We start from the raw sequence: 18,716 nt of genomic DNA, 5'->3' as shown, positions 1-18,716 counted from the left end.
GTACGGTTACCGACCATTGGACTGAATGGTACTCAGCATCCGCAGTCACTTGGGGTATGGTCATGACGGAGAGCCATCATGACCGATCTCTCGTTATTCTGGGATGAATCCGGCGAAGCCGGAACTGAATCTAAATATTAAAACGCATGATGCACACGTTGCGGAATTAGTCCACCAGAACTTCGGCATATTCGGCAGGTTCAGCGGGTTCGATATGTCGGGCACGCATGGCATCGAGTGCGGCAGCCAAGTCGGCCGGGTACTGGGACCGGACCGTGGTCCAGACGCGGGTGCGGGGATGACGGAATTCGAGCTTCATGGCGTGCAGCCACTGCCGGTCAAGTCCCAAGGCCTCAGACAGCACCGGATTGGCACCATACATGGGGTCGCCGCACAGGGGATGCCCAATCGAGGAGAAATGCACGCGAATCTGATGAGTACGTCCGGTCTCCAGATTCACGGATACCAGAGTGGCCTCATGGCCGAAACGCTCCAGCACATCCCAGTGCGTAACGGCCGGTTTGCCGGCCGGAGTCACGCAGAAGCGGAAATCGGACACTTTGGCGCGCCCGATCGGTGCCTCAATGGTTGCTTTGTTCTCTTTAAGACCACCCTGCACGAGCGCATGATAGGTTTTCTTTACCTCATGCTCGGCGAACTGCCGACGCATCTCGGTGTACGCAAGGTCGGACTTGCACACCAACATCAAGCCGGAAGTGCCTACATCAAGGCGAGAAACAATGCCCTCACGCCCGGCCGCACCATAGGAAGTGATATGCACGCCGCGGTCACGCAGTGATCCGAGCACGGTTGGACCGGTCCAGCCAACCGAGGCATGCGCCGCCACGCCTACAGGCTTATCGACTACAACGACATCATCGTCTTCGTAGACAACGGCCATATCAGTTGCGATAGGCTCAGGCTCGGCCTGTTCCTCCGCCAAATCAAATTCGACGGTCTCCCCCGCCTGCAATGTGCTGGACCGCGCAACTTCACGTCCTAAAACGCGCGCCTGCCCGGAGTCAACCAGATCGGCGGCTTTAGATCGTGAAATACCCAGCATTTTGGCCACGGCTACGTCGAAACGCTTACCCACCAATGCATCGGGAGCAGGGACTATTCGACTCATTACTTGGCGTCCGCCTCCGGCTCAGACTGTAGGGATTCGTCGGATTGCTCGATGAGATCCTTGTGTGAGAACGGCTCCCCCATAAGAATCAGAATCACCAGGACCACACCGGCGACTACCAGATAGATATCCGCCACATTGCCAACGGACCAGCCATAGTTAAGGAAATCCACCACTTTGCCGTCGAGGAAGCCGTCAGCGTACATAACACGGTCAATCAGGTTGCCCAGAGCGCCTGCAAACGCGAAAGAAATCGCCACCGACCATTTCATGGAGACAGTGCGCACCCCAGCCACAGCAAGGGCCACGCAAGCCACAACGGCCAACAGACTGATTACCCAAGTAGCGCCTGATCCCATGCCCAAGGACGCGCCCGGATTACGCACCAAGGTGAAGGACAGCAGTCCGGGAATCACTCGAATGGTCTGACCGTTGGATAACGCGGCCATCGCCCAAGCCTTGGTGAGCTGATCGACAATCAGCGCAGCCGCGGCCACACATGCAAAGACGGCCACGCGGGTGCGCAGCCGTCCCTGTTGGTTCGTCATACGACCTGTACCTGCCTACGCTCAGTTGGTCTTGGACGAGGTCTGGTCGACGTAGTTGTTCGACTCGGAAACCTGCGATGCCAGCTGGCCGAGGTACTCGGTGAGGCGGGCGCGGTATTCAGTCTCGAACTGCTTGAGGCTCTGGATGTTGCCCTCGACGACCTTGGACTGAGCCTGAAGGTTGTCGCGCACCTGCTCGGCATACGTATCGGCTGCAGAGCGGGTGTTCTTGTCGTACGCATCAGCCGCGGAACGAGTGTTCTTGTCATACTCGGCGGCACGCTGCTGCACTTCCTTCTCGTAGTTGTCAGCGTCATCGTGCTGAGACTTGGAGTAGTTGTCCGCATCCTGACGAGTCTTGACGGAGTATGCGTCGGCCTCAGAACGGGTGTTCTGGGAGTAGGTCTCGGCATCCGCGTGAGTCTGGTCACGGTAAGCGTCGGCCTCGGAGCGGGTACGATCCGAATAGGTGTCGGCGTCGGAACGAGTACGAGTGGAGTAGTCGTCGGCCTCGGAACGGGTACGCTCGGAGTAGTTGTTGGCCTTGGTGACCAGATCGTTGTACTTGTTCTGGCTGGCCTCGGTGATTTCCTTGGCCTTGTTCTTGCCCTTCTCCACGTACTGATCGTGCAGCTGCATAGCCAGGGTCAGCATGGCGGTGGCGCGCTCGGGCTCGGTGCCCGGCATGGAAGCGGCGCCAGCGATCTTCTGCAGAGAACCGGTCTCGGTGCTCGGCTCAACCTTGGAAACCTGAGCACGAAGCTGGTTTTCACGCTGCTTGGCTTCTTCGAGCTGACGGGACAGCTCAGCGATCTGAGCGGACTGCTGCTGAGCGGCGGAACCCTGCTGCTGAGCGGCGGCGAGCTGACGGGACAGCTCCTCATTGGCCGCGCGGAACTGATCACGTTCCTGCTGAATGGCGGCGATCTGCTGACCGACAGCCTCCTGGTCACCGGAGGCCTGAGCAGCCTGAGCGGTGAGCTGATCGATTTGAGCGTTCAGCTGATCGACCTGACCCTTGAGCTGCTCATTCTGGGAGGACAGCGCGCGGTTGGATTCCTCGGCTTCGCTGAGCTTGGCAGAGACAAGCTGTGCTGCCTGATCATTGCCAGCCTGAGCGGCCTGCTGGGCCTGAGCCACAGCGTTCTTCAAACCAGCATTCTCCGACTCGAGTTGCTGCACCTGACCGGTAAGATCGGAGATCTTCGCATTAAGGTTGGTCACGTCAGGACCCAGAGACTGGGTGGCCTGACCGCCGGCTACCGCCTGACGTCCAAGAGCCTCGACGGTTTCCGTGACCTGATCAAGGAAGTCATCGACCTCGTCGACATCATAACCTTCCTTGAATCGAACAGTCTGGAAGGTATGCTCCCTAATATCCTTCGGCGTCAACAGAGCCATAAATCTTGCACCTCGCTTTGGGGCATCGCCCGCACTTACGTTGGTCTCAAGTCAGAATGCTATCACGACCCCATCGTTTCAGAACATTCGACGTGGGTTTTTATGCCAGATATATGCCTCCGGCGGGTCAAAAACGGCCTCAGAACACTATCAGAACAACACTTTCCAGTACCACCAGCGCAAAATACAGCACAATGAAGCTGACATCAAGATAAATCGAACCGAGCGGCAATGGGCGAATATAGCGACGTAGCCAGCGCAGAGGGGGTTCGGTAATGGAATACACAATATTGATCAGCTGGGCCACCACACCACGTGGATACCAGTTTCGTGCGAGAACGGAGACCCAGTCCAGAATCATGCGCACGAACAGAACCGTGATATACGCGTTGATGAGCCATGCAAGAATGCGGCCGATCAAAGAGAACACTAAGGAAAGCATGCTGACAGACTAACAACCGCGCATGAAAAGTTTGCTCGGAGCACAATAAGAATCGGCCGACTCCTTGCTGGGAGTCGGCCGAATACCGATATAACGTCGAATGCGAAAACTACTGAACCGGTCAGTCAGCGAACAAATCGTGTGCCGAGGCTGGTTTTGTCGGCTCTTCGACCTTGATGTTCACCTGCGCCGGGCTCAACAGGAACACGCGCGGAGTGACACGCTCGAGGGAACCACGCACGCCGAACACCACGCCGGCGGAGAAGTCCACGATGCGATATGCCACGGCTTCGGCCACACCGGTGAGATTCAGTACGACCGGAACACCGTCACGCAATGCACGGCCGACCAGTTGAGCATCCTCATATGACTTCGGATGGATGGTGGTGATTCTGTTCACACGACCACCGGGGAACGGCTTGGTAGTCGACGATGCGGCAGGCGCGGTGGTTGACGCCAGCGGCGTGACCGTATGGTCGGAATCAAATGCGGACTTCGAAGCCGGCTTCTGCTCCTCGTCCTCCTCGATGTAGTCGTCCTCATCGTCCACAACGTCACTCATGCCCAGATAGGACATCGCGTTTTTCATGAACCCAGCCATGGATCAATCCTTTCAGCGCAGGAAGTCAGGGATGTCGAGATCGCCAGCCGGATCGTTCACGGCGATATTCGGATGAGCGGAAGTCGGATCATCAAAAGGCAACGATGCGGAGTCACCGGTAGCCGGTGTGAATGCCGGTTGGGCAGTGGCAGCGGGCTGTGCAGCCGGTGCCGGTGCTGGAGCTGGCTGTGCCACGGGAGTCGCAGGATCGGCGGCGGTTGGCACAACCGGCGTCACCGTGCTCTGAGTGTCGTCATCTTGAGCGGCGACGGGGTCAAAACCAGCAGCAATAACAGTGACACGCACTTCATCGCCATAAGCATCGTCCAGAGCAAGACCCCAAATAATCTGGGCTTCAGGGTGAATGGCCTTGCGCACCAGTTCGGTGGCAGCAGAGGCCTCCTGCAACTTCAGGTCGGTCGGACCGGCGATGTTGATCAGCGCACCGTGTGCGCCTTCGATGCTTTCCTCAAGCAGCGGAGAGCTGATGGCGATTTCGGCGGCCTGCGTGGCACGATCCTCTCCCCGTGCGGAACCGATACCAAACAGCGCAGTACCAGCACCACGAAGAATGGAGTTCACATCGTTGAAGTCGACGTGAATATAGGAGTTCATCGAAATCAGGTCAGTGATGCCCTGAACACCGGCAAGCAGTGCGGTATCAGCGGTCTTGAAGGCCTCAATGATGCCGATGGAACGGTCGGAAAGCTCGAGCAGGCGATCGTTCGGAATGACGATCAGCGCGTCGACTTCCTTGCGCAGGTTGTCGATGCCGTATTCGGCGGAAGCGGAACGCTGAGGGCCTTCGAAGCTGAACGGACGAGTAACAACCGCGATGGTGAGAGCACCCTGTTGATGAGCCGCACGAGCGACGATCGGGCTGGCGCCAGTACCGGTGCCACCGCCCTCGCCGCAGGTGACGAACACCATGTCGGCACCCCTAAGCGCCTCTTCGATATCCGACTGGTGGTCCTGGGCCGCCTTGGCTCCACGCTCCGGGTCGGCACCAGCACCGAGACCACGACTGGACTTATCGGAAAGGGAAATCTTGACATCCGCATCAGAGCGCAGAAGATCCTTCGCATCGGTATTTACCGCCACAAATTCAACATTCTGTAATCCCTCGGCAATCATGCGATTGACGGCATTACCGCCGGCACCGCCGACGCCAACAACCTTGATGTTGGTCTTGTCGTTGAACTCATTCTGCGCGATCTCGCTCACGTTTGGCTCCTGTCACTTCACGGTTACACCCAAGAGTAGCGCAAACAGGCTACTCTTGGAGGGAAATTCACGCGCAGAATGGCGCGTGTTGCGTGTATTTTCAGTATTTTCTCAGTAACTGGCGTCCATTGGGTCGTCACCGAAGAGCGCCTCACGCTCTTCGTGGGTGGTGGTACGCGATTCCAACCAGCCATACGGCAAGTGCACCTTCTTGGCGAAACGCACGCGGCCGCGCGGTTTGTCGACCACGCGTGGCGGGTATTCGATAGTCGGGTCGAGCTTGCCGATCTCGCGGTCCACATCGGCCAGGCTCTCGCATTCCATAAAGGCCTTGCGGGTGGAGCCGCCCACCGGGAATCCTTTCAGATACCAGGCGATGTGCTTGCGCAGATCGTGGACGGCCATCATCTCATCGCCCTCATAAAACTCGGTAAGCAGCTCGGCATGACGGTGAATCACGCGGCAGACCTCGCCCAGATTCGGGTTGAGCCGTTCGGGATTGCCCTCGAAGGCGTTTTTGATGTTGGCGAACAGCCACGGCCGGCCCTGGCATCCGCGGCCGATGGCCACACCGTCGCAGCCGGTCTCGCGCACCATTTCGAGCGCATCCTCGGCACCCCAGATATCGCCATTGCCGAATACCGGAATGTTGAGGTGTTCCTTGAGCTCGCCGATGCGGGACCAGTCGGAATGACCGCCATAGTATTCGGCGGTGGTACGGGCATGCAGGGTTACGGCCTTGCAGCCCTCCTCCTGCGCGATGTGTCCGGCTTCGAGGAAGGTCTCATGGTTATGGTCGATGCCGACGCGGATCTTCGCGGTGACGGGGATGCCCGCCGGCTCGCATACGGCGACCACGCGCTGTAATAGCTCAGTGAAAATGTCGGTTTTCCAAGGCAAGGCCGAACCACCGCCTCGACGAGTGACCTTGGGCACCGGGCAACCGAAGTTCAGATCCACATGGTCGGCCATGTTGCCGTCGACCACGATTTTCGCCGCCTGTTCGGTGATGGAGGGGTTCACGCCGTACAACTGCAGTGAACGGATTTTTTCGCTTTTGGCGAAATGACAGAGGCGCAGTGCTTTCGGGTTATGCGCCACGAGGGCTCGAGCGGTGATCATCTCGGCCACGTAGAGTCCATCGGGACCATATTCCTCGCAAATCACGCGGAAGGGCCAGTTGGTCACTCCCGCCATCGGCGAGAGCACCACCGGGGTCGGCACGGTGATGTTGCCGAGTTGGACCGGGGCGATATGCACCGGGGTCCCGGGGCGCGCCGGCGCGTCCGTACGTGGGTCGAGGTTGTCGGTCTCGTGATGCTCGGTGAGCACTGTTTCGGATTCGGATTGTGCCATGTGATTCCTAAGAAAATAAGTAGGGGCTCCCCTGAGAGAGGAGCCCCGGCGTCTATCGCCGCCACTTCGCCTACAAACAGCCCACTGGGATGTCTTCCTTACGGCTCAGCCCACAGAGGGGAGCCCAAGTTGTGCGACTCCGGCTTAGTACAGGCCGCCGGCTTCCTGAACGCCGGACTCAGGCCAAGGCTCACCGCCCATTTCCACAGGCTTCAGGGGCACGCGGGTGCGCTTCTCGCCGATGCGGGCGGCCACGTAATCGGCCACCTTGTCAAGAGCGACGCGCTCCTGGGCCATGGTGTCACGCTCACGGATGGTCACAGCGTGGTCCTCGAGGGTGTCGAAGTCCACGGTGATGCACAGCGGGGTGCCGATCTCGTCCTGACGACGGTAACGACGACCGATGGCACCGGACTCGTCGTAGTCGATCATCCACTCGTTGAAGCGCAGGTCGTCGGCCAGGTTCTGGGCCACGGTCTGCAGTTCAGGCTTCTTGCTCAGCGGCAGCACGGCGGCCTTGACCGGGGCCAGACGCGGGTCGAGACGCAGCACGGTGCGCTTGTCAACGCCGCCCTTGGTGTTCGGGGCCTCGTCCACATCGTAGGCGTCCACGAGGAAGCACATCAGGGAGCGGGTCAGGCCGGCGGCCGGTTCGATGACGTACGGCACGTACTTCTCGCCGGTGGCCTGGTTGAAGTAGCTCAGGTCTTCGCCGGAGTGCTTGGAGTGCGCGCTCAAATCGTAATCGGTACGGTTGGCGATGCCTTCGAGCTCGCCCCAGTCGGAACCCTGGAAGCCGAACTTGTATTCGATGTCCACGGTGCGCTTGGAGTAGTGGGAGAGCTTCTCCTTCGGATGCTCGTAGTGGCGCAGGTTCTCCGGCTTGACGCCGAGGTCGATGTACCAGCGGGTGCGGGCGTCGATCCAGTACTGGTGCCATTCCTCATCGGTGCCGGGCGTGACGAAGAACTCCATCTCCATCTGCTCGAACTCACGGGTGCGGAAGATGAAGTTACCCGGGGTGATCTCGTTACGGAAGGACTTACCCATGTTGGCGATGCCGAACGGCGGCCTGGAACGGGAAGAGGTCATCACGTTCTTGAAGTCCACGAAGATGCCCTGTGCAGTCTCCGGACGCAGGTAGTGCAGGCTGTTCTCGTCCTCGACCGGGCCGAGGTGGGTGCGCAGCATCATGTTGAAGTCGCGCGGTTCGGTCCACTGGCCACGGGTGCCGCAGTTCGAGCAGACGATGTCCTTCATGCCGTTTTCCGGCATCTTGTCGCCGTGCTTCTCGGCGTAGGATTCCTCGAGCTTGTCGGCGCGGTTGCGCTTGTGGCAGTTGAGACACTCGACGAGCGGATCGTTGAACACGCTCACGTGGCCGGACGCCACCCACACTTCGGGCGGCAGAATGATGGAAGTGTCGACACCGACGACATCAGGACGGGTGACGACCATGGAGCGCCACCATTCACGCTTGATATTGTCCTTGAGAGCGACGCCGAGAGGGCCGTAATCCCAAGCGGAACGGGTGCCGCCGTAAATTTCGCCGGCGGGGAACACGAAGCCGCGACGCTTCGCAAGGGATACGACTTCATCGAGTTTGGACTGAGCCACAATGCACCTTCTGGTTTGAACGGTTTGGGGTCTAATAACAACCGCTTCAGGATAGCCGTATATGGTGACAGGTCAGGCGGCATTGTCCGGTATATGTTCCGCGTCTCACGAGCGGCCGTTCGCAGCGATTCCTATATCGCAACACCTCCATATTGTTCCTGTTGTTTTACCCTTCCCGAATTTGTGCCACTGACATCGCGTCAGCGTCACAAATTCGGGAGATGTTGCTCGGCGGAGGCGTCTATGTATCACGAATGGACGGGGACGCGCCAGACCTGACGACACGTATCGAACAAATCCGTCACGATAATGTCCATGTTGGCGCATAGCGTCGGCACTGTAATGCAGGGGAACTCGCATGTGGTTCGCGAGTTGAGAAAGGCCTGAGCCTGACCCTTAGAACCTGTTGGTTAAGACCATCGTAGGGAGCAGTAAATGAGCAATAGTGCATCATCGTTTACCGGCGTGTCCAGCGGTTATACCGCCGGGACTCCGGTTCCAGCCGATTCACCCATCCGTGACAATATCGCCGATGCCGTTCGCCGCGTACGCGAGACGACTCCGTTGGCCCAGTCATTCACCAATTTTGTGACCATCAATTTGGTTGCCAACGCGCAACTGGCGGCCGGCGGCACTGCGGCCATGAGTTTCCTGCCGGACGACGTGATCGAAACCGCGAAAATCGCGGGCGCGAACTACATCAACGTGGGCACGCTGCTGCCGTTCTATAAGGACGCACTGCCCGAAATCGCCCAGCGACTCAACTACTTGGACAAGCCGTGGGTGCTCGACCCGGTGGCCGCCGGCATCGGCCGCACCCGTACCGCCATTCTTCAGGCCTTCAAGGCCGCTCCCCCGACCATGATTCGCGCGAATGCATCCGAGGTAATCGCGCTGGCGAACATGTGGGGGCTCAATACCGAAACCGTGGGGGACGCTTCCGAGCACCGCCCCGCCGGAGTGGAATCCGTCGACGACGTGGAGTCCGCAACCGGCGCGGCGGTGGCGCTGGCACAGTATCTGACCGAACAGCACGCCAAGCATTCCTCCCATGACGCTTCCACCCGCTGCGCCGTGGCCGTGTCCGGCATCGCCGATCTGGTGACCGATGGCGAAACCGTGTACCGACTGCCGGGCGGCAGCGCGATGATGACCAAGATCACCGGTGCCGGCTGCTCGCTGGGCGGCGTGGCTGCCACGTATTTGGCGGTCTCCGATCCGTTGACCGCCGCCCTGTCCGCGTCTCTGCTGTACAACCGCGCGGGAGAGGTGGCCGATACAACTTCGTACGGACCGGGCTCGTTCCAAGTTGCGTTCCTTGACGCGCTGTGGAATGTGACCGCCGAACAGGTGGCGGAATCCGAGATTTTGGTGCAGTAGTTTCAGTTCCCTCTGATGAGGGAGCTCATAACAGTTTTTTCCAATAAGACTTCCACAAGAAACAACAAAAGCAGGAATAATAATGAGTAATGAATACCTATACGCCTCCATGCGCGACAGCTTCGACCTGTCCGCGTACTTCGTGGTGGGGCCGGAGGACTGCAAAGGCCGTCCGCTGACCGACGTGGTGGATCAGGCTCTGCACGGCGGCGCAACCTTCATCCAACTGCGCGCCAAGGAGGCCGATGCCTCTGAGCTGACCGACATGGCTCGCGACATCGCGCAAATCATCGAGGACAATGAGAAGTCCGATTCCGTGGCCTTTGTGATCGACGACCGTGCCGACGTGGTGTGGCAGGCCCGCCGCAAGGGCATCAAGGTGGACGGTGTGCACATCGGCCAGACCGACATGGAGCCGCGCGAAGCCCGCGCCCTGCTCGGCGACGAGGCCATCGTGGGCCTGTCGGCTGAGACCGAAAGCCTCGTTCGGCTCATCAACGAGCTGCCCGACGGCTGCATCGACTACATTGGCGCCGGTCCTCTGCACGTCTCCACCACCAAGCCCGAGGCTTCCGTGGGCGGCAACGACGGCTCCGGCAAGACGCTGGACGCCGCCCAGATCAACACCATCTGCGCTGCCAGCGAATTCCCGGTGGTCGTGGGCGGCGGCGTGACCGCAGCCGATATGGCCATGCTCGCCGGCACCAAGGCCGCCGGCTGGTTCGCGGTCTCCGCCATCGCGGGTGCCGAGAACCCGGAAGAGGCCGCGCGCACCATGGTCGAAGGCTGGAAGGCCGTCCGCGGCGACAAGAAGCACGGCTACGCGCCGCGCGTCGTAGCCCACACCCCCGCTGCTGATACTCAGGCTGCTCAGGAAGGGGCCGCAAAGCCTGGCTCCGAGGCCACTGAGAAGAAGTTCACCAACGCCAAGGACGCCAAGAATGCCCAGAAGCTCGCCAAGCAGCAGCGCGTGGACATCGCCGCCCGTGGTTCCAAGCAGCGCGACAAGGCGCACATCCGCAAGACCAAGTCCGTACCGTTCACCTATCAGTATGGTTCCTACGACCTGGAAGTGCCGTACACCGAAATCAAGCTGAGCGACACGCCCGGCGTGGGCCCGAACCCGCCGTTCCACGACTACAACACCGAAGGCCCCAAGTGCGACCCGAAGGAAGGTTTGAAGCCCCTGCGTCTCGACTGGATCCGCGACCGCGGCGACATCGAAGACTACGAGGGCCGCCGCCGCAACCTTGAGGATGATGGTAAGCGCGCCATCAAGCGCGGCCGCGCCACCAAGGAATGGCGTGGACGCAAGCATGAGCCGATGCGCGCCAAGGACCACCCGATCACCCAGATGTGGTACGCCCGCCACGGCATCATCACCCCGGAGATGCAGTACGTGGCCACCCGCGAGAACTGCGATGTGGAGCTCGTGCGCTCCGAGCTGGCCGCCGGCCGCGCGGTGATGCCCTGCAACATCAACCACCCCGAGGCCGAGCCGATGATTATCGGATCCGCCTTCCTGACCAAGCTCAACGCCAACATGGGCAACTCGGCCGTCACCTCCTCCATCGACGAGGAAGTGGAGAAGCTGACGTGGGCCACCAAGTGGGGCGCCGATACCGTGATGGACCTGTCCACCGGTAACGACATCCACACCACCCGTGAGTGGATTCTGCGCAACTCCCCCGTGCCGATCGGCACCGTGCCGATGTATCAGGCCCTCGAAAAGGTTGAGGATGATGCCTCCAAGCTGAGCTGGGAACTGTTCCGCGACACCGTGATCGAACAGTGCGAGCAGGGTGTGGATTACATGACCATCCACGCCGGCGTGCTGCTGCGTTACGTGCCGTTGACCGCCAACCGCGTGACCGGCATCGTCTCCCGCGGTGGCTCCATCATGGCCGACTGGTGCCTGCGCCACCACCAGGAGAGCTTCCTGTACACGCACTTCGACGAGCTGTGCGACATCTTCGCCAAGTACGACGTGGCGTTCTCTCTGGGCGATGGCCTGCGCCCCGGCTCCCTGGCCGACGCGAACGACGCCGCGCAGCTTTCCGAGCTCATGACTCTGGGCGAGCTGACCGAGCGCGCCTGGGCCAAGGACGTGCAGGTGATGATCGAGGGCCCGGGCCACGTGCCGTTCGATACCGTACGCATGAACATCGAGCTGGAGAAGGCCGTGTGCAAGGGCGCCCCGTTCTACACCCTCGGACCGCTGACCACCGATACCGCTCCGGGTTACGATCACATCACCTCCGCTATCGGCGCCACCGAGATCGGTCGTTACGGCACCGCTATGCTGTGCTACGTGACCCCGAAGGAACACCTCGGCCTGCCGAACAAGGATGATGTGAAGCAGGGCGTGATTGCCTACAAGATCGCCTGCCACGCCGCAGACATCGCCAAGCACCACCCGCACGCGATGGATCGCGACAATGCGATTTCCAAGGCTCGCTTCGAGTTCCGTTGGCTCGACCAGTTCAATCTGTCCTACGATCCGGACACCGCCATCGCCTTCCACGACGATACCCTGCCCGCCGAGCCGGCCAAGATGGCGCACTTCTGCTCGATGTGCGGCCCGAAGTTCTGCTCGATGGCCATCTCCCAGAACATCCGCAAGGCATTCGGTGGCGAGGCCGCTCAGCAGCAAATCGTGAAGGAGGCTGCTGCAGGCATCGACTCCGAGGCACTGGCTACGGCCAAGGCCAATGTCGATAACGGCGTGGTGTCCGCCAACGTGCTCAGCCCCGAAGAAATCCTCGCCGGCATGGATGCGATGAGCGAAAAGTACACCGCCCAAGGCGGCAAGCTCTACTCCACCGCCCAGGAGTAAACCTCTCTGGCTCCCCTCTCTGAGGGGAGCCAATTATTATGCCCGGTGGTGTCTTAATTCGGGACGACGCTCGACTCGCTCGAAGGCGGTGCCGAAGTGTGCGACATCTGGACCGAGGCCGTCGGAAGTCTCCAGGACCACGCCTTCGTTGAGCGCACGGCGCACGATGCCCACACGGGGCTTCAACGGCCACACATCATGCGGCACTTTACGATAGAAATCCGTGCCGACGAGCAACACGTCGCCCACATCGAACACCTCCTGACGCGGAAATGTGAGCTGTGTGGTGTGCCCATTAGGCATTACGCCAAAATATGCGGTGCGTTCATCGTCAAAACCGGTGATGCGTACCAAGACGCCGTCACGGCGCAGTACATCGTTATCAGCCATGTCCCCTCCCGAACATTTCATGAATCAATCGCAATCAGCAAACCCTCCCATCTCACCACAGGAGCGGCAAAACATCAAGGAAAACCGCTCCGAAAAACATCATGGGCCCCACTTAGAATGAACACTATGGCACAGATTGCAACATCTACACTTCCCGCTGTTCTCGCGATCTCCGGCTCCGACTCGTCCGGCGGTGCCGGCATGCAGGCCGATCTGAAGACCATGCTGGCTTGCGGCGTGTTCGGCATGAGCGCCATCACCGCGCTCACCGCACAGAACACCACCGGCGTGCGTTCCATTCAGGACACCAAACCGGACATTCTCGCCGACCAGATCAACATGGTGTTTGAGGATATTCCGCCGGTCGCGGTGAAAATCGGCATGGTGTCTGCCACTGACATCATCGACGTCATTGCTGAACGACTCACCTTCCATCACGCCACGAACATCGTGCTCGACCCGGTTATGGTGGCCACTTCCGGTGCCAAGCTCATCAGTGACGATGCCATTGCGGCCTTGACCGGCAAGCTGTTCCCGATGGCTACGGTCGTGACTCCGAACATTCCCGAGGCCGAAGTACTGACCGATACGCTGATTCGCGATCAGGAGGATATGGAGGCTGCCGCCCACCGCATCGTGGAGCGTTACGGCTGTGCCGCGCTGGTCAAGGGTGGTCATGGCACCGAGGATGCCAACGATGTGCTTGCCGAGACGGATGGAACCGTGACCTGGTTTGATGGCGCGCGTATCAATAATCCGAACACGCACGGCACCGGATGCACGCTGAGCTCCGCCATCGCCTCGTATCTGGCGCTTGGCGACACGCTGCCCAAAGCCATCAAGCATGCGAAGAAGTATCTGACCGGTGCGCTGAAGACCCAGCTGAATCTCGGCCACGGCTCCGGCCCGATGGATCATTTCTGGAAGTATCGCTGACATAAGTGTGGTTGTTAAGCTCCCCTTGCCAGGGGAGCTTAACACTACTGAAAAAGGAGAATCATGGTTCTTGACCGTAATGCCGTTACTCAGGAAGTGCCGATCGACCCGGAAACCGGCAAACCGTACCTCAACACCGTGGCAGCCATCCAGGTGTCGGCCAATGGCGTGGGCTCCGAGGTTTCACCATACGTGGCTCAGGCCGTCGAAGTGATTCGCGAATCCGCCCTGCCGCAGGAAACCAACGCCCTGTTCACCAACGTGGAAGGCAATCTGGACGACGTGCTCAAGGTGGCCGGTGAGGCCGCCAAGAAGCTCGCCGAGCAGGGCTACCGCACTTCTCTGGTGCTGCACATGGATATCCGTCCCGGCTTCACCGGCCAGCTGACCGAAAAGCCCAAGCTGGTGGATGAGATCCTCGCCGACAAGCAGGCGAAATAGCAAAGCATCGCTTCCACCAGCAAGGGCATGCTTTGTTATTACACGTTTCATGGGGCGGTAACTCACCCATAGGGCGGTAAATATCTCATGGGGCGGTAAAACCCTCATGGGGCGGTAGGCGAAAACGGCTCTATTCTGCGGAAAGGCAAAATCCGCTAACCGCCCCATGGGCCAAATACCGCCCCATGAGTGTTTTACCGCCCCATGGGAATCACGGTTCTGCCTTCTTTCAACAGGGTAAGAGCGTAAGTGGGGCATATATAGGAGCGTTACAAACTCTGTTATCGTTCACAATGTGACCGCAACGCGGCGTGCCACAAGATCGAACCTATAGTTAAACCCCATGTAGTGAGCTATCTCACAACGATTGGCTCGCTACGTGGAATTCAAGACTTGGACTGCAAACGTCGTTCATCCCACACAATGGGAGGGCGAACGGAACACGCAGTCCAATCAAGAGTTCGCTCGCCGCAACATCATTGAGCAGTTGCACGCGGGCAGGTTTGCAAGAAGAGGGCTCAAATATGACTGCTGCTGAACAGCAGATTTCCGGCAATCCCGCGGCTATGGAAAGCGCACAAGCACGTACCACCGTGACGGATCAAGCCAAGGTTCAGGATATTATCTCGCGCGTGGATCGCGCACATGAAACCCCGATGTTCCATCGCATCGTGGCGCTGGTCGCCGCTGGCATGCTGATGGACAGCATCGACGTATATATTGGCAGCGCCGTTGCCTCCAGCGCGTTGGCCACACACTGGTCCACCGTTGCGCAAAATTCCACCTTTATGTCCGCAGGCTTCCTGGGGCTGCTGGTCGGTTCGCTGCTGGCCGGCTTCGTCGGTGACCTGAAGGGCCGCCGCGTGGCTTACCAAATCAACCTGCTGCTGTTTGGCGGCTTCACCTTCCTCGGCGCATTCGCCCCGAACATGGCCGTGCTGTCCCTGTGCCGTCTGGGTGCCGGCCTGGGCCTCGGCGCTGAAATCGTCACCGGCTTCGCCATGGTCAACGAGTTCGCACCGATGAACCGCCGTGGCCACTGGTGCGCGATTGTCTCGCTCGTGGCCAACTGCGGTGTGCCGATCGCTATGCTGCTGTGTGCATGGATCATCCCCCGCTGGTCCTGGCGTCCGCTGTTCGTGGCCATCGGTCTGGGGGCCGCCATCATCTGGTGGCTGCGCCGCGACATCCCCGAATCCCCGCGTTGGCTCGCCGTGCACGGCCGTTACGATGAGGCCGACGCCATCGTCAAGCAGCTTGAGGCCAACGGCTCCGAACTGATCGACGCAGCCGCCAAGGCCGACACCAGCGACACCCGCAACGCCGGCGGCCGTTCGCTCGGCATCTGCCTGCTTGTGGCTGTGGTTGCTGTGGCCGCCACGAACGTGTGCTCCTACGCCTTCACTTCTTGGGTTCCGACGATTCTGGTCAAGCGTGGTATTAACCTGTCCAGCTCGCTGCTCACCTCCACGGTGATGATGCTCGGTGCCCCGGTCGGCTGCCTGATTGGCTCTCTGCTTATCGACCGTATCGGCCGCAAGCGCACGATTGTGCCGGCCTTCCTGTTCACTGGCGTGTTCGGTTTGATGTATGCCTTCCAGACCTCTACCGTGAGCGCAATTATCGTTGGCTTCCTGCTCATGATGTGCCTGTACGTGCTTATGGCTTCCGTGGTGGCTGTGTACGCTCCGGAACTGTTCGCCACCAAGGTTCGCTTCCGTTGCGTCGGCTTCGCGAACGCCGTGGCCAAGCTGCTCAATGTGTTGATGCCGATGGTGGTGGGCTGGATGCTTACCTCGCTTGGTGCCACGTCCATCTTTGTGGCCATCAGCGCGATTGCTATTGCATCGATGCTGATTGTCGGCTTCTTTGGCGCGGAGACTGCGCAGAAGTCGGTTGGGTGATCGGTTTCCTCACAGTGGAATAACTGCTGATAATGTCCATTCGGCGTCTTGCGTGGTGATATGCAGGGCGCCGTTTTGTTGTTCTAGTAATTGTTGGTAACGGTTGAGGCCGGTGCCGGTGGATAGGTCTGCGTCTCCAGCGGACAATCAGCGTCTGTGATGTCACATGCAATGCCAGGAGCGGCATCAACGGTCGAATCATGCGGAGTCACTGCACTGTGCGCCGCTTCTCCCCTGCCTTCAATCACATCAATGACTTGATGCGTGCGATCCAATGCGCCCATAGACATATCCGTAACCAGCACGTCAGGCCGCTTGGTGGGGCTCAGGCATCGGCTGATGGCCACAGCACCCAAATCGCAGGTCTATATCACGGCAAAATCGCTGGACATACGTTCGATTAGCGCGCCGAACACTTTCAGCGCATATGGGTCATTGTCCACAATGCCGATGCGTATGTTGCGGTTGCGCGCTTCTTCCATTACATTCACCCCCTTCAGTGTGCCCGACGCCGAACTACTCCGTCCTGACACGTCATGGTCACTATGACAACTATCATTCCACATTTCCTGCGTGATTTACGATGGAATCATCATCAATCCTTGACAAGGCGGTAAAGGAGGACGGCAATGAACCGTGCACAAGCACTCAGCAAGCTCAACAGGAGCGATATGCGCAATGCCGCCGCCGAGCGCGGGATGCAACGACTGTTCACATGGAACCGCGCGCATTGGATTGGCATGGTTGTACTGATAGCGGTGTTGCTGCTACTGCAGTGGAGCTCATCAATGTATCTCATGCCCGACGAGGTTCTTGACAGGGCTGCCAAAAACCTGTTCGTATGGTTCCCCGGTATGGTTCTGCACTGGCCATTGGTGTTGGGAATCACCAACTTGATACTCGGTTCGACACGATCCGGCAGTCTGTCTTTCCCGTTGGCGAGCGCAATCATCGGACCACTGGCATTCGGCTGGACCAATCTTCGCTTACGGCCGGGGTTCCCATACCGTTCCTGGGCTCAAGGGAAAGCCGCAATATAATGAAAACAGCGATTTCATGCAATGATGCACGAGCCGATCCAAGCAAAGGGGCCAACCATGAGCGAGCAACTGATGGAACAGTACCGGTTGCGCGGACAACGCAAATGCCGTAACGCTTGTATCGCCGCCATCGTGACAGTAGTGCTTGTCCTTGCCGTCGCCGGCGGCGTATGGTGGACGGCCGGCGATGGCAGCGCATTGGTTCGCAATATGTTCAAGCCGAAGGCCACGCCTGCCACGCAGCCGGTAGTCAACAGCACCGCAACCTTCGCCTACCGCACCGCACCGGAATTCCTGGCGATGGAAGCCGGCGACCGAGGCACCGGCAATGTGAACTACTCTCCTGCTTCGATGTGGATGGCGTTGGTCATCGCCGCGCAGGGCGCCAATGGCACGACCCGCTCGCAACTGAACGAACTGCTGGGCTCCGGTTCGCTGACCGATAGCGACTACCAATCGCTGCTAAGTTCGATCAACGGGCAATATTCGGGGGCGAAATCCGAGATGAGCGCCGCGAACTCGCTGTGGATTGATGACGACTACTCTCTTGCCAGCGATTACCAATCCACCGTCAAGAAGATGTTCGAGGCCGAAGTCACCACGTTACCGTTCGACGATCAGGCCGCCGCAAAGATGTCCGATTGGATCGCCAAGCATACGAATGGTTCGCTCAAGCCGAAGATCACGCTGCGTGACCGTGAAGTCCTGTCCATCATCAACACCGTCTATGCGGATGGCCGTTGGAAGGATCCGTTCGAAGAGCAGTCCACCGGCAACGGCACCTTCCACGGCGAAGCCGGAGATGCTCAGGTGCCGATGATGCACCGGACCTTCAGCCAAATGGCTTACGGACATGATGAGTACAACACTTGGCAGCGGGTGGAGATTCCGTTCGACAACGGCGGCAATCTGGCCATCGTGCTGCCGGCCGAAGGGCATTTCGACGAGTTGGCCGGCGATGCCGAGAAGCTCAGTTGGGCGTTCGGTACATGCTCGACGGCTTCCCTTGGCGAGGGCGCAATGGGTTGCGCCGCGGACAGTATGCCCGGATGGGGCGTCTCCGTCAACTCGGTCATGGTGAACGTCACGCTACCGCGATTCACCATCGACAGCATGTTCGACTCGGAAGCCACCATCAAGGCATTCGAAAAACTGGGGGTGACCGATGCGTTCAGTGCAGGCGACGCCGACTTCACCAAGATGATCGACACCGGTTCGCACGGCGAGAACCTGTATATCGGCTCGATTCTGCAAGGCACGCGCATCGAGGTGAACGAAGCCGGCGCCAAGGCCATGTCCTTCACCAAGGTCGGCGTGGACGCCGTTAGCGCGCCGGTGGACAACGTCGAGTTCACGGTGGATCGCCCATTTCTGTATTCGTACGTCACCCCGGACGGCATACCATTATTCATCGGTGCGGTGCGCAACCTCGGCGGAGTCGATGGAGAAAACTGATACTTTCCTGACAGTC

At 59.5% G+C, this 18,716-nt stretch carries 15 protein-coding genes, 2 pseudogenes and 1 riboswitch; of the genes and pseudogenes, 7 read left to right on the top strand and 10 right to left on the bottom strand.

The annotated features are described in order from the left end of the window. Positions 1-166 precede the first annotated feature (166 nt). The 8 genes from AB5287_RS02010 to AB5287_RS01975 form a co-directional block, all read right to left on the bottom strand. The gene (locus AB5287_RS02010; RefSeq protein WP_007054072.1) at positions 167-1,129 is read right to left on the bottom strand and encodes an RluA family pseudouridine synthase; all 963 of its coding nucleotides are present in this window, start codon (positions 1,127-1,129) and stop codon (positions 167-169) included. Next, positions 1,129-1,677: a signal peptidase II gene (lspA, locus tag AB5287_RS02005; protein ID WP_007053323.1), complete on the bottom strand. Its 549-nt coding sequence runs from the start codon at positions 1,675-1,677 to the stop codon at positions 1,129-1,131. The genes AB5287_RS02010 and lspA overlap by 1 nt, the downstream gene beginning before the upstream one ends. A 21-nt stretch (positions 1,678-1,698) precedes the next feature. After that, positions 1,699-3,078, bottom strand: a complete 1,380-nt coding sequence (locus AB5287_RS02000; RefSeq protein WP_013410602.1) for a DivIVA domain-containing protein — start codon at positions 3,076-3,078, stop codon at positions 1,699-1,701. Between the two features lie 139 nt (positions 3,079-3,217). After that, complete coding sequence (locus tag AB5287_RS01995) at positions 3,218-3,520, bottom strand: YggT family protein (RefSeq protein ID WP_007054068.1); 303 nt, start codon at positions 3,518-3,520, stop codon at positions 3,218-3,220. 121 nt (positions 3,521-3,641) lie between these two features. Beyond that, a complete protein-coding gene (locus AB5287_RS01990) occupies positions 3,642-4,121 on the bottom strand; it encodes a cell division protein SepF (RefSeq protein ID WP_007053320.1) in 480 nt (159 codons plus the stop codon). A 12-nt stretch (positions 4,122-4,133) separates the two neighbouring features. Continuing rightward, positions 4,134-5,345: a cell division protein FtsZ gene (gene ftsZ, locus AB5287_RS01985; protein WP_007054067.1), complete on the bottom strand. Its 1,212-nt coding sequence runs from the start codon at positions 5,343-5,345 to the stop codon at positions 4,134-4,136. Between the two features lie 111 nt (positions 5,346-5,456). Further along, positions 5,457-6,701, bottom strand: coding sequence for a tRNA dihydrouridine synthase DusB (gene dusB, locus AB5287_RS01980; protein WP_007056907.1), 1,245 nt, complete (start codon positions 6,699-6,701; stop codon positions 5,457-5,459). A 144-nt stretch (positions 6,702-6,845) separates the two neighbouring features. Continuing rightward, positions 6,846-8,318, bottom strand: coding sequence for a glycine--tRNA ligase (locus tag AB5287_RS01975; protein ID WP_368220484.1), 1,473 nt, complete (start codon positions 8,316-8,318; stop codon positions 6,846-6,848). A 336-nt stretch (positions 8,319-8,654) separates the two neighbouring features. Beyond that, a riboswitch (TPP riboswitch) is annotated at positions 8,655-8,763 on the top strand. Between AB5287_RS01975 and AB5287_RS01970 the strand changes: the two genes are divergently transcribed. Together AB5287_RS01970 and thiC are read left to right on the top strand one after the other, a co-directional pair. Next, positions 8,754-9,698: a hydroxyethylthiazole kinase gene (locus AB5287_RS01970; protein ID WP_014485496.1), complete on the top strand. Its 945-nt coding sequence runs from the start codon at positions 8,754-8,756 to the stop codon at positions 9,696-9,698. It overlaps the preceding riboswitch by 10 nt. Positions 9,699-9,780: 82 nt before the next feature. Then, positions 9,781-12,534, top strand: coding sequence for a phosphomethylpyrimidine synthase ThiC (gene thiC, locus AB5287_RS01965; RefSeq protein ID WP_368220482.1), 2,754 nt, complete (start codon positions 9,781-9,783; stop codon positions 12,532-12,534). A 114-nt stretch (positions 12,535-12,648) separates the two neighbouring features. Here the strand turns inward: thiC and AB5287_RS01960 are convergent. Beyond that, positions 12,649-12,924: pseudogene (locus tag AB5287_RS01960) on the bottom strand (26S protease regulatory subunit); the annotation flags it as partial. Between the two features lie 126 nt (positions 12,925-13,050). Here AB5287_RS01960 and thiD point away from each other — a divergent pair. The 3 genes from thiD to AB5287_RS01945 all read left to right on the top strand — a co-directional run bounded on the left by thiD (position 13,051) and on the right by AB5287_RS01945 (position 16,205). Continuing rightward, entirely contained in the window at positions 13,051-13,860 is an 810-nt protein-coding gene (gene thiD, locus AB5287_RS01955; RefSeq protein WP_015439007.1) for a bifunctional hydroxymethylpyrimidine kinase/phosphomethylpyrimidine kinase, read from the top strand. 63 nt (positions 13,861-13,923) lie between these two features. Then, positions 13,924-14,301, top strand: a complete 378-nt coding sequence (locus AB5287_RS01950; protein WP_003830347.1) for a thiamine-binding protein — start codon at positions 13,924-13,926, stop codon at positions 14,299-14,301. A gap of 524 nt (positions 14,302-14,825) precedes the next feature. Further along, positions 14,826-16,205, top strand: coding sequence for an MFS transporter (locus tag AB5287_RS01945; RefSeq protein ID WP_368220479.1), 1,380 nt, complete (start codon positions 14,826-14,828; stop codon positions 16,203-16,205). Positions 16,206-16,214: 9 nt separating this feature from the next. On the opposite strand, the pseudogene AB5287_RS01940 reads toward AB5287_RS01945, so the two are convergent. Continuing rightward, positions 16,215-16,495: pseudogene (locus tag AB5287_RS01940) on the bottom strand (2CS histidine protein kinase); the annotation flags it as partial. 339 nt (positions 16,496-16,834) lie between these two features. Between AB5287_RS01940 and AB5287_RS01935 the strand changes: the two are divergent. Together AB5287_RS01935 and serU are read left to right on the top strand one after the other, a co-directional pair. Then, entirely contained in the window at positions 16,835-17,245 is a 411-nt protein-coding gene (locus tag AB5287_RS01935) for a hypothetical protein (RefSeq protein WP_007053306.1), read from the top strand. Positions 17,246-17,266: 21 nt separating this feature from the next. After that, complete coding sequence (serU, locus tag AB5287_RS01930) at positions 17,267-18,700, top strand: serpin-like protein SerU (RefSeq protein ID WP_368220474.1); 1,434 nt, start codon at positions 17,267-17,269, stop codon at positions 18,698-18,700. The last annotated feature ends 16 nt before the right edge of the window (positions 18,701-18,716 follow it).

The sequence above is a fragment of the Bifidobacterium sp. RTP21102st3_E2_RTP21102_210122 genome, assembly GCF_040916945.1.
Taxonomy (GTDB): Bacteria; Actinomycetota; Actinomycetes; order Actinomycetales; family Bifidobacteriaceae; genus Bifidobacterium; species Bifidobacterium longum.
This window is presented reverse-complemented; position numbering and strand designations above follow the sequence as displayed.

What these genes read in the sequence shown, in the direction of transcription:
- AB5287_RS02010 (WP_007054072.1), bottom strand. Translation starts at nt 1,129, where the DNA reads ATGAGTCGAATAGTCCCTGCTCCCGATGCATTGGTGGGTAAGCGTTTC.
- lspA (WP_007053323.1), bottom strand. Translation starts at nt 1,677, where the DNA reads ATGACGAACCAACAGGGACGGCTGCGCACCCGCGTGGCCGTCTTTGCA.
- AB5287_RS02000 (WP_013410602.1), bottom strand. Translation starts at nt 3,078, where the DNA reads ATGGCTCTGTTGACGCCGAAGGATATTAGGGAGCATACCTTCCAGACT.
- AB5287_RS01995 (WP_007054068.1), bottom strand. Translation starts at nt 3,520, where the DNA reads ATGCTTTCCTTAGTGTTCTCTTTGATCGGCCGCATTCTTGCATGGCTC.
- AB5287_RS01990 (WP_007053320.1), bottom strand. Translation starts at nt 4,121, where the DNA reads ATGGCTGGGTTCATGAAAAACGCGATGTCCTATCTGGGCATGAGTGAC.
- dusB (WP_007056907.1), bottom strand. Translation starts at nt 6,701, where the DNA reads ATGGCACAATCCGAATCCGAAACAGTGCTCACCGAGCATCACGAGACC.
- AB5287_RS01970 (WP_014485496.1), top strand. Translation starts at nt 8,754, where the DNA reads ATGAGCAATAGTGCATCATCGTTTACCGGCGTGTCCAGCGGTTATACC.
- thiC (WP_368220482.1), top strand. Translation starts at nt 9,781, where the DNA reads ATGAGTAATGAATACCTATACGCCTCCATGCGCGACAGCTTCGACCTG.
- thiD (WP_015439007.1), top strand. Translation starts at nt 13,051, where the DNA reads ATGGCACAGATTGCAACATCTACACTTCCCGCTGTTCTCGCGATCTCC.
- AB5287_RS01950 (WP_003830347.1), top strand. Translation starts at nt 13,924, where the DNA reads ATGGTTCTTGACCGTAATGCCGTTACTCAGGAAGTGCCGATCGACCCG.
- AB5287_RS01945 (WP_368220479.1), top strand. Translation starts at nt 14,826, where the DNA reads ATGACTGCTGCTGAACAGCAGATTTCCGGCAATCCCGCGGCTATGGAA.
- AB5287_RS01935 (WP_007053306.1), top strand. Translation starts at nt 16,835, where the DNA reads ATGAACCGTGCACAAGCACTCAGCAAGCTCAACAGGAGCGATATGCGC.
- serU (WP_368220474.1), top strand. Translation starts at nt 17,267, where the DNA reads ATGATGCACGAGCCGATCCAAGCAAAGGGGCCAACCATGAGCGAGCAA.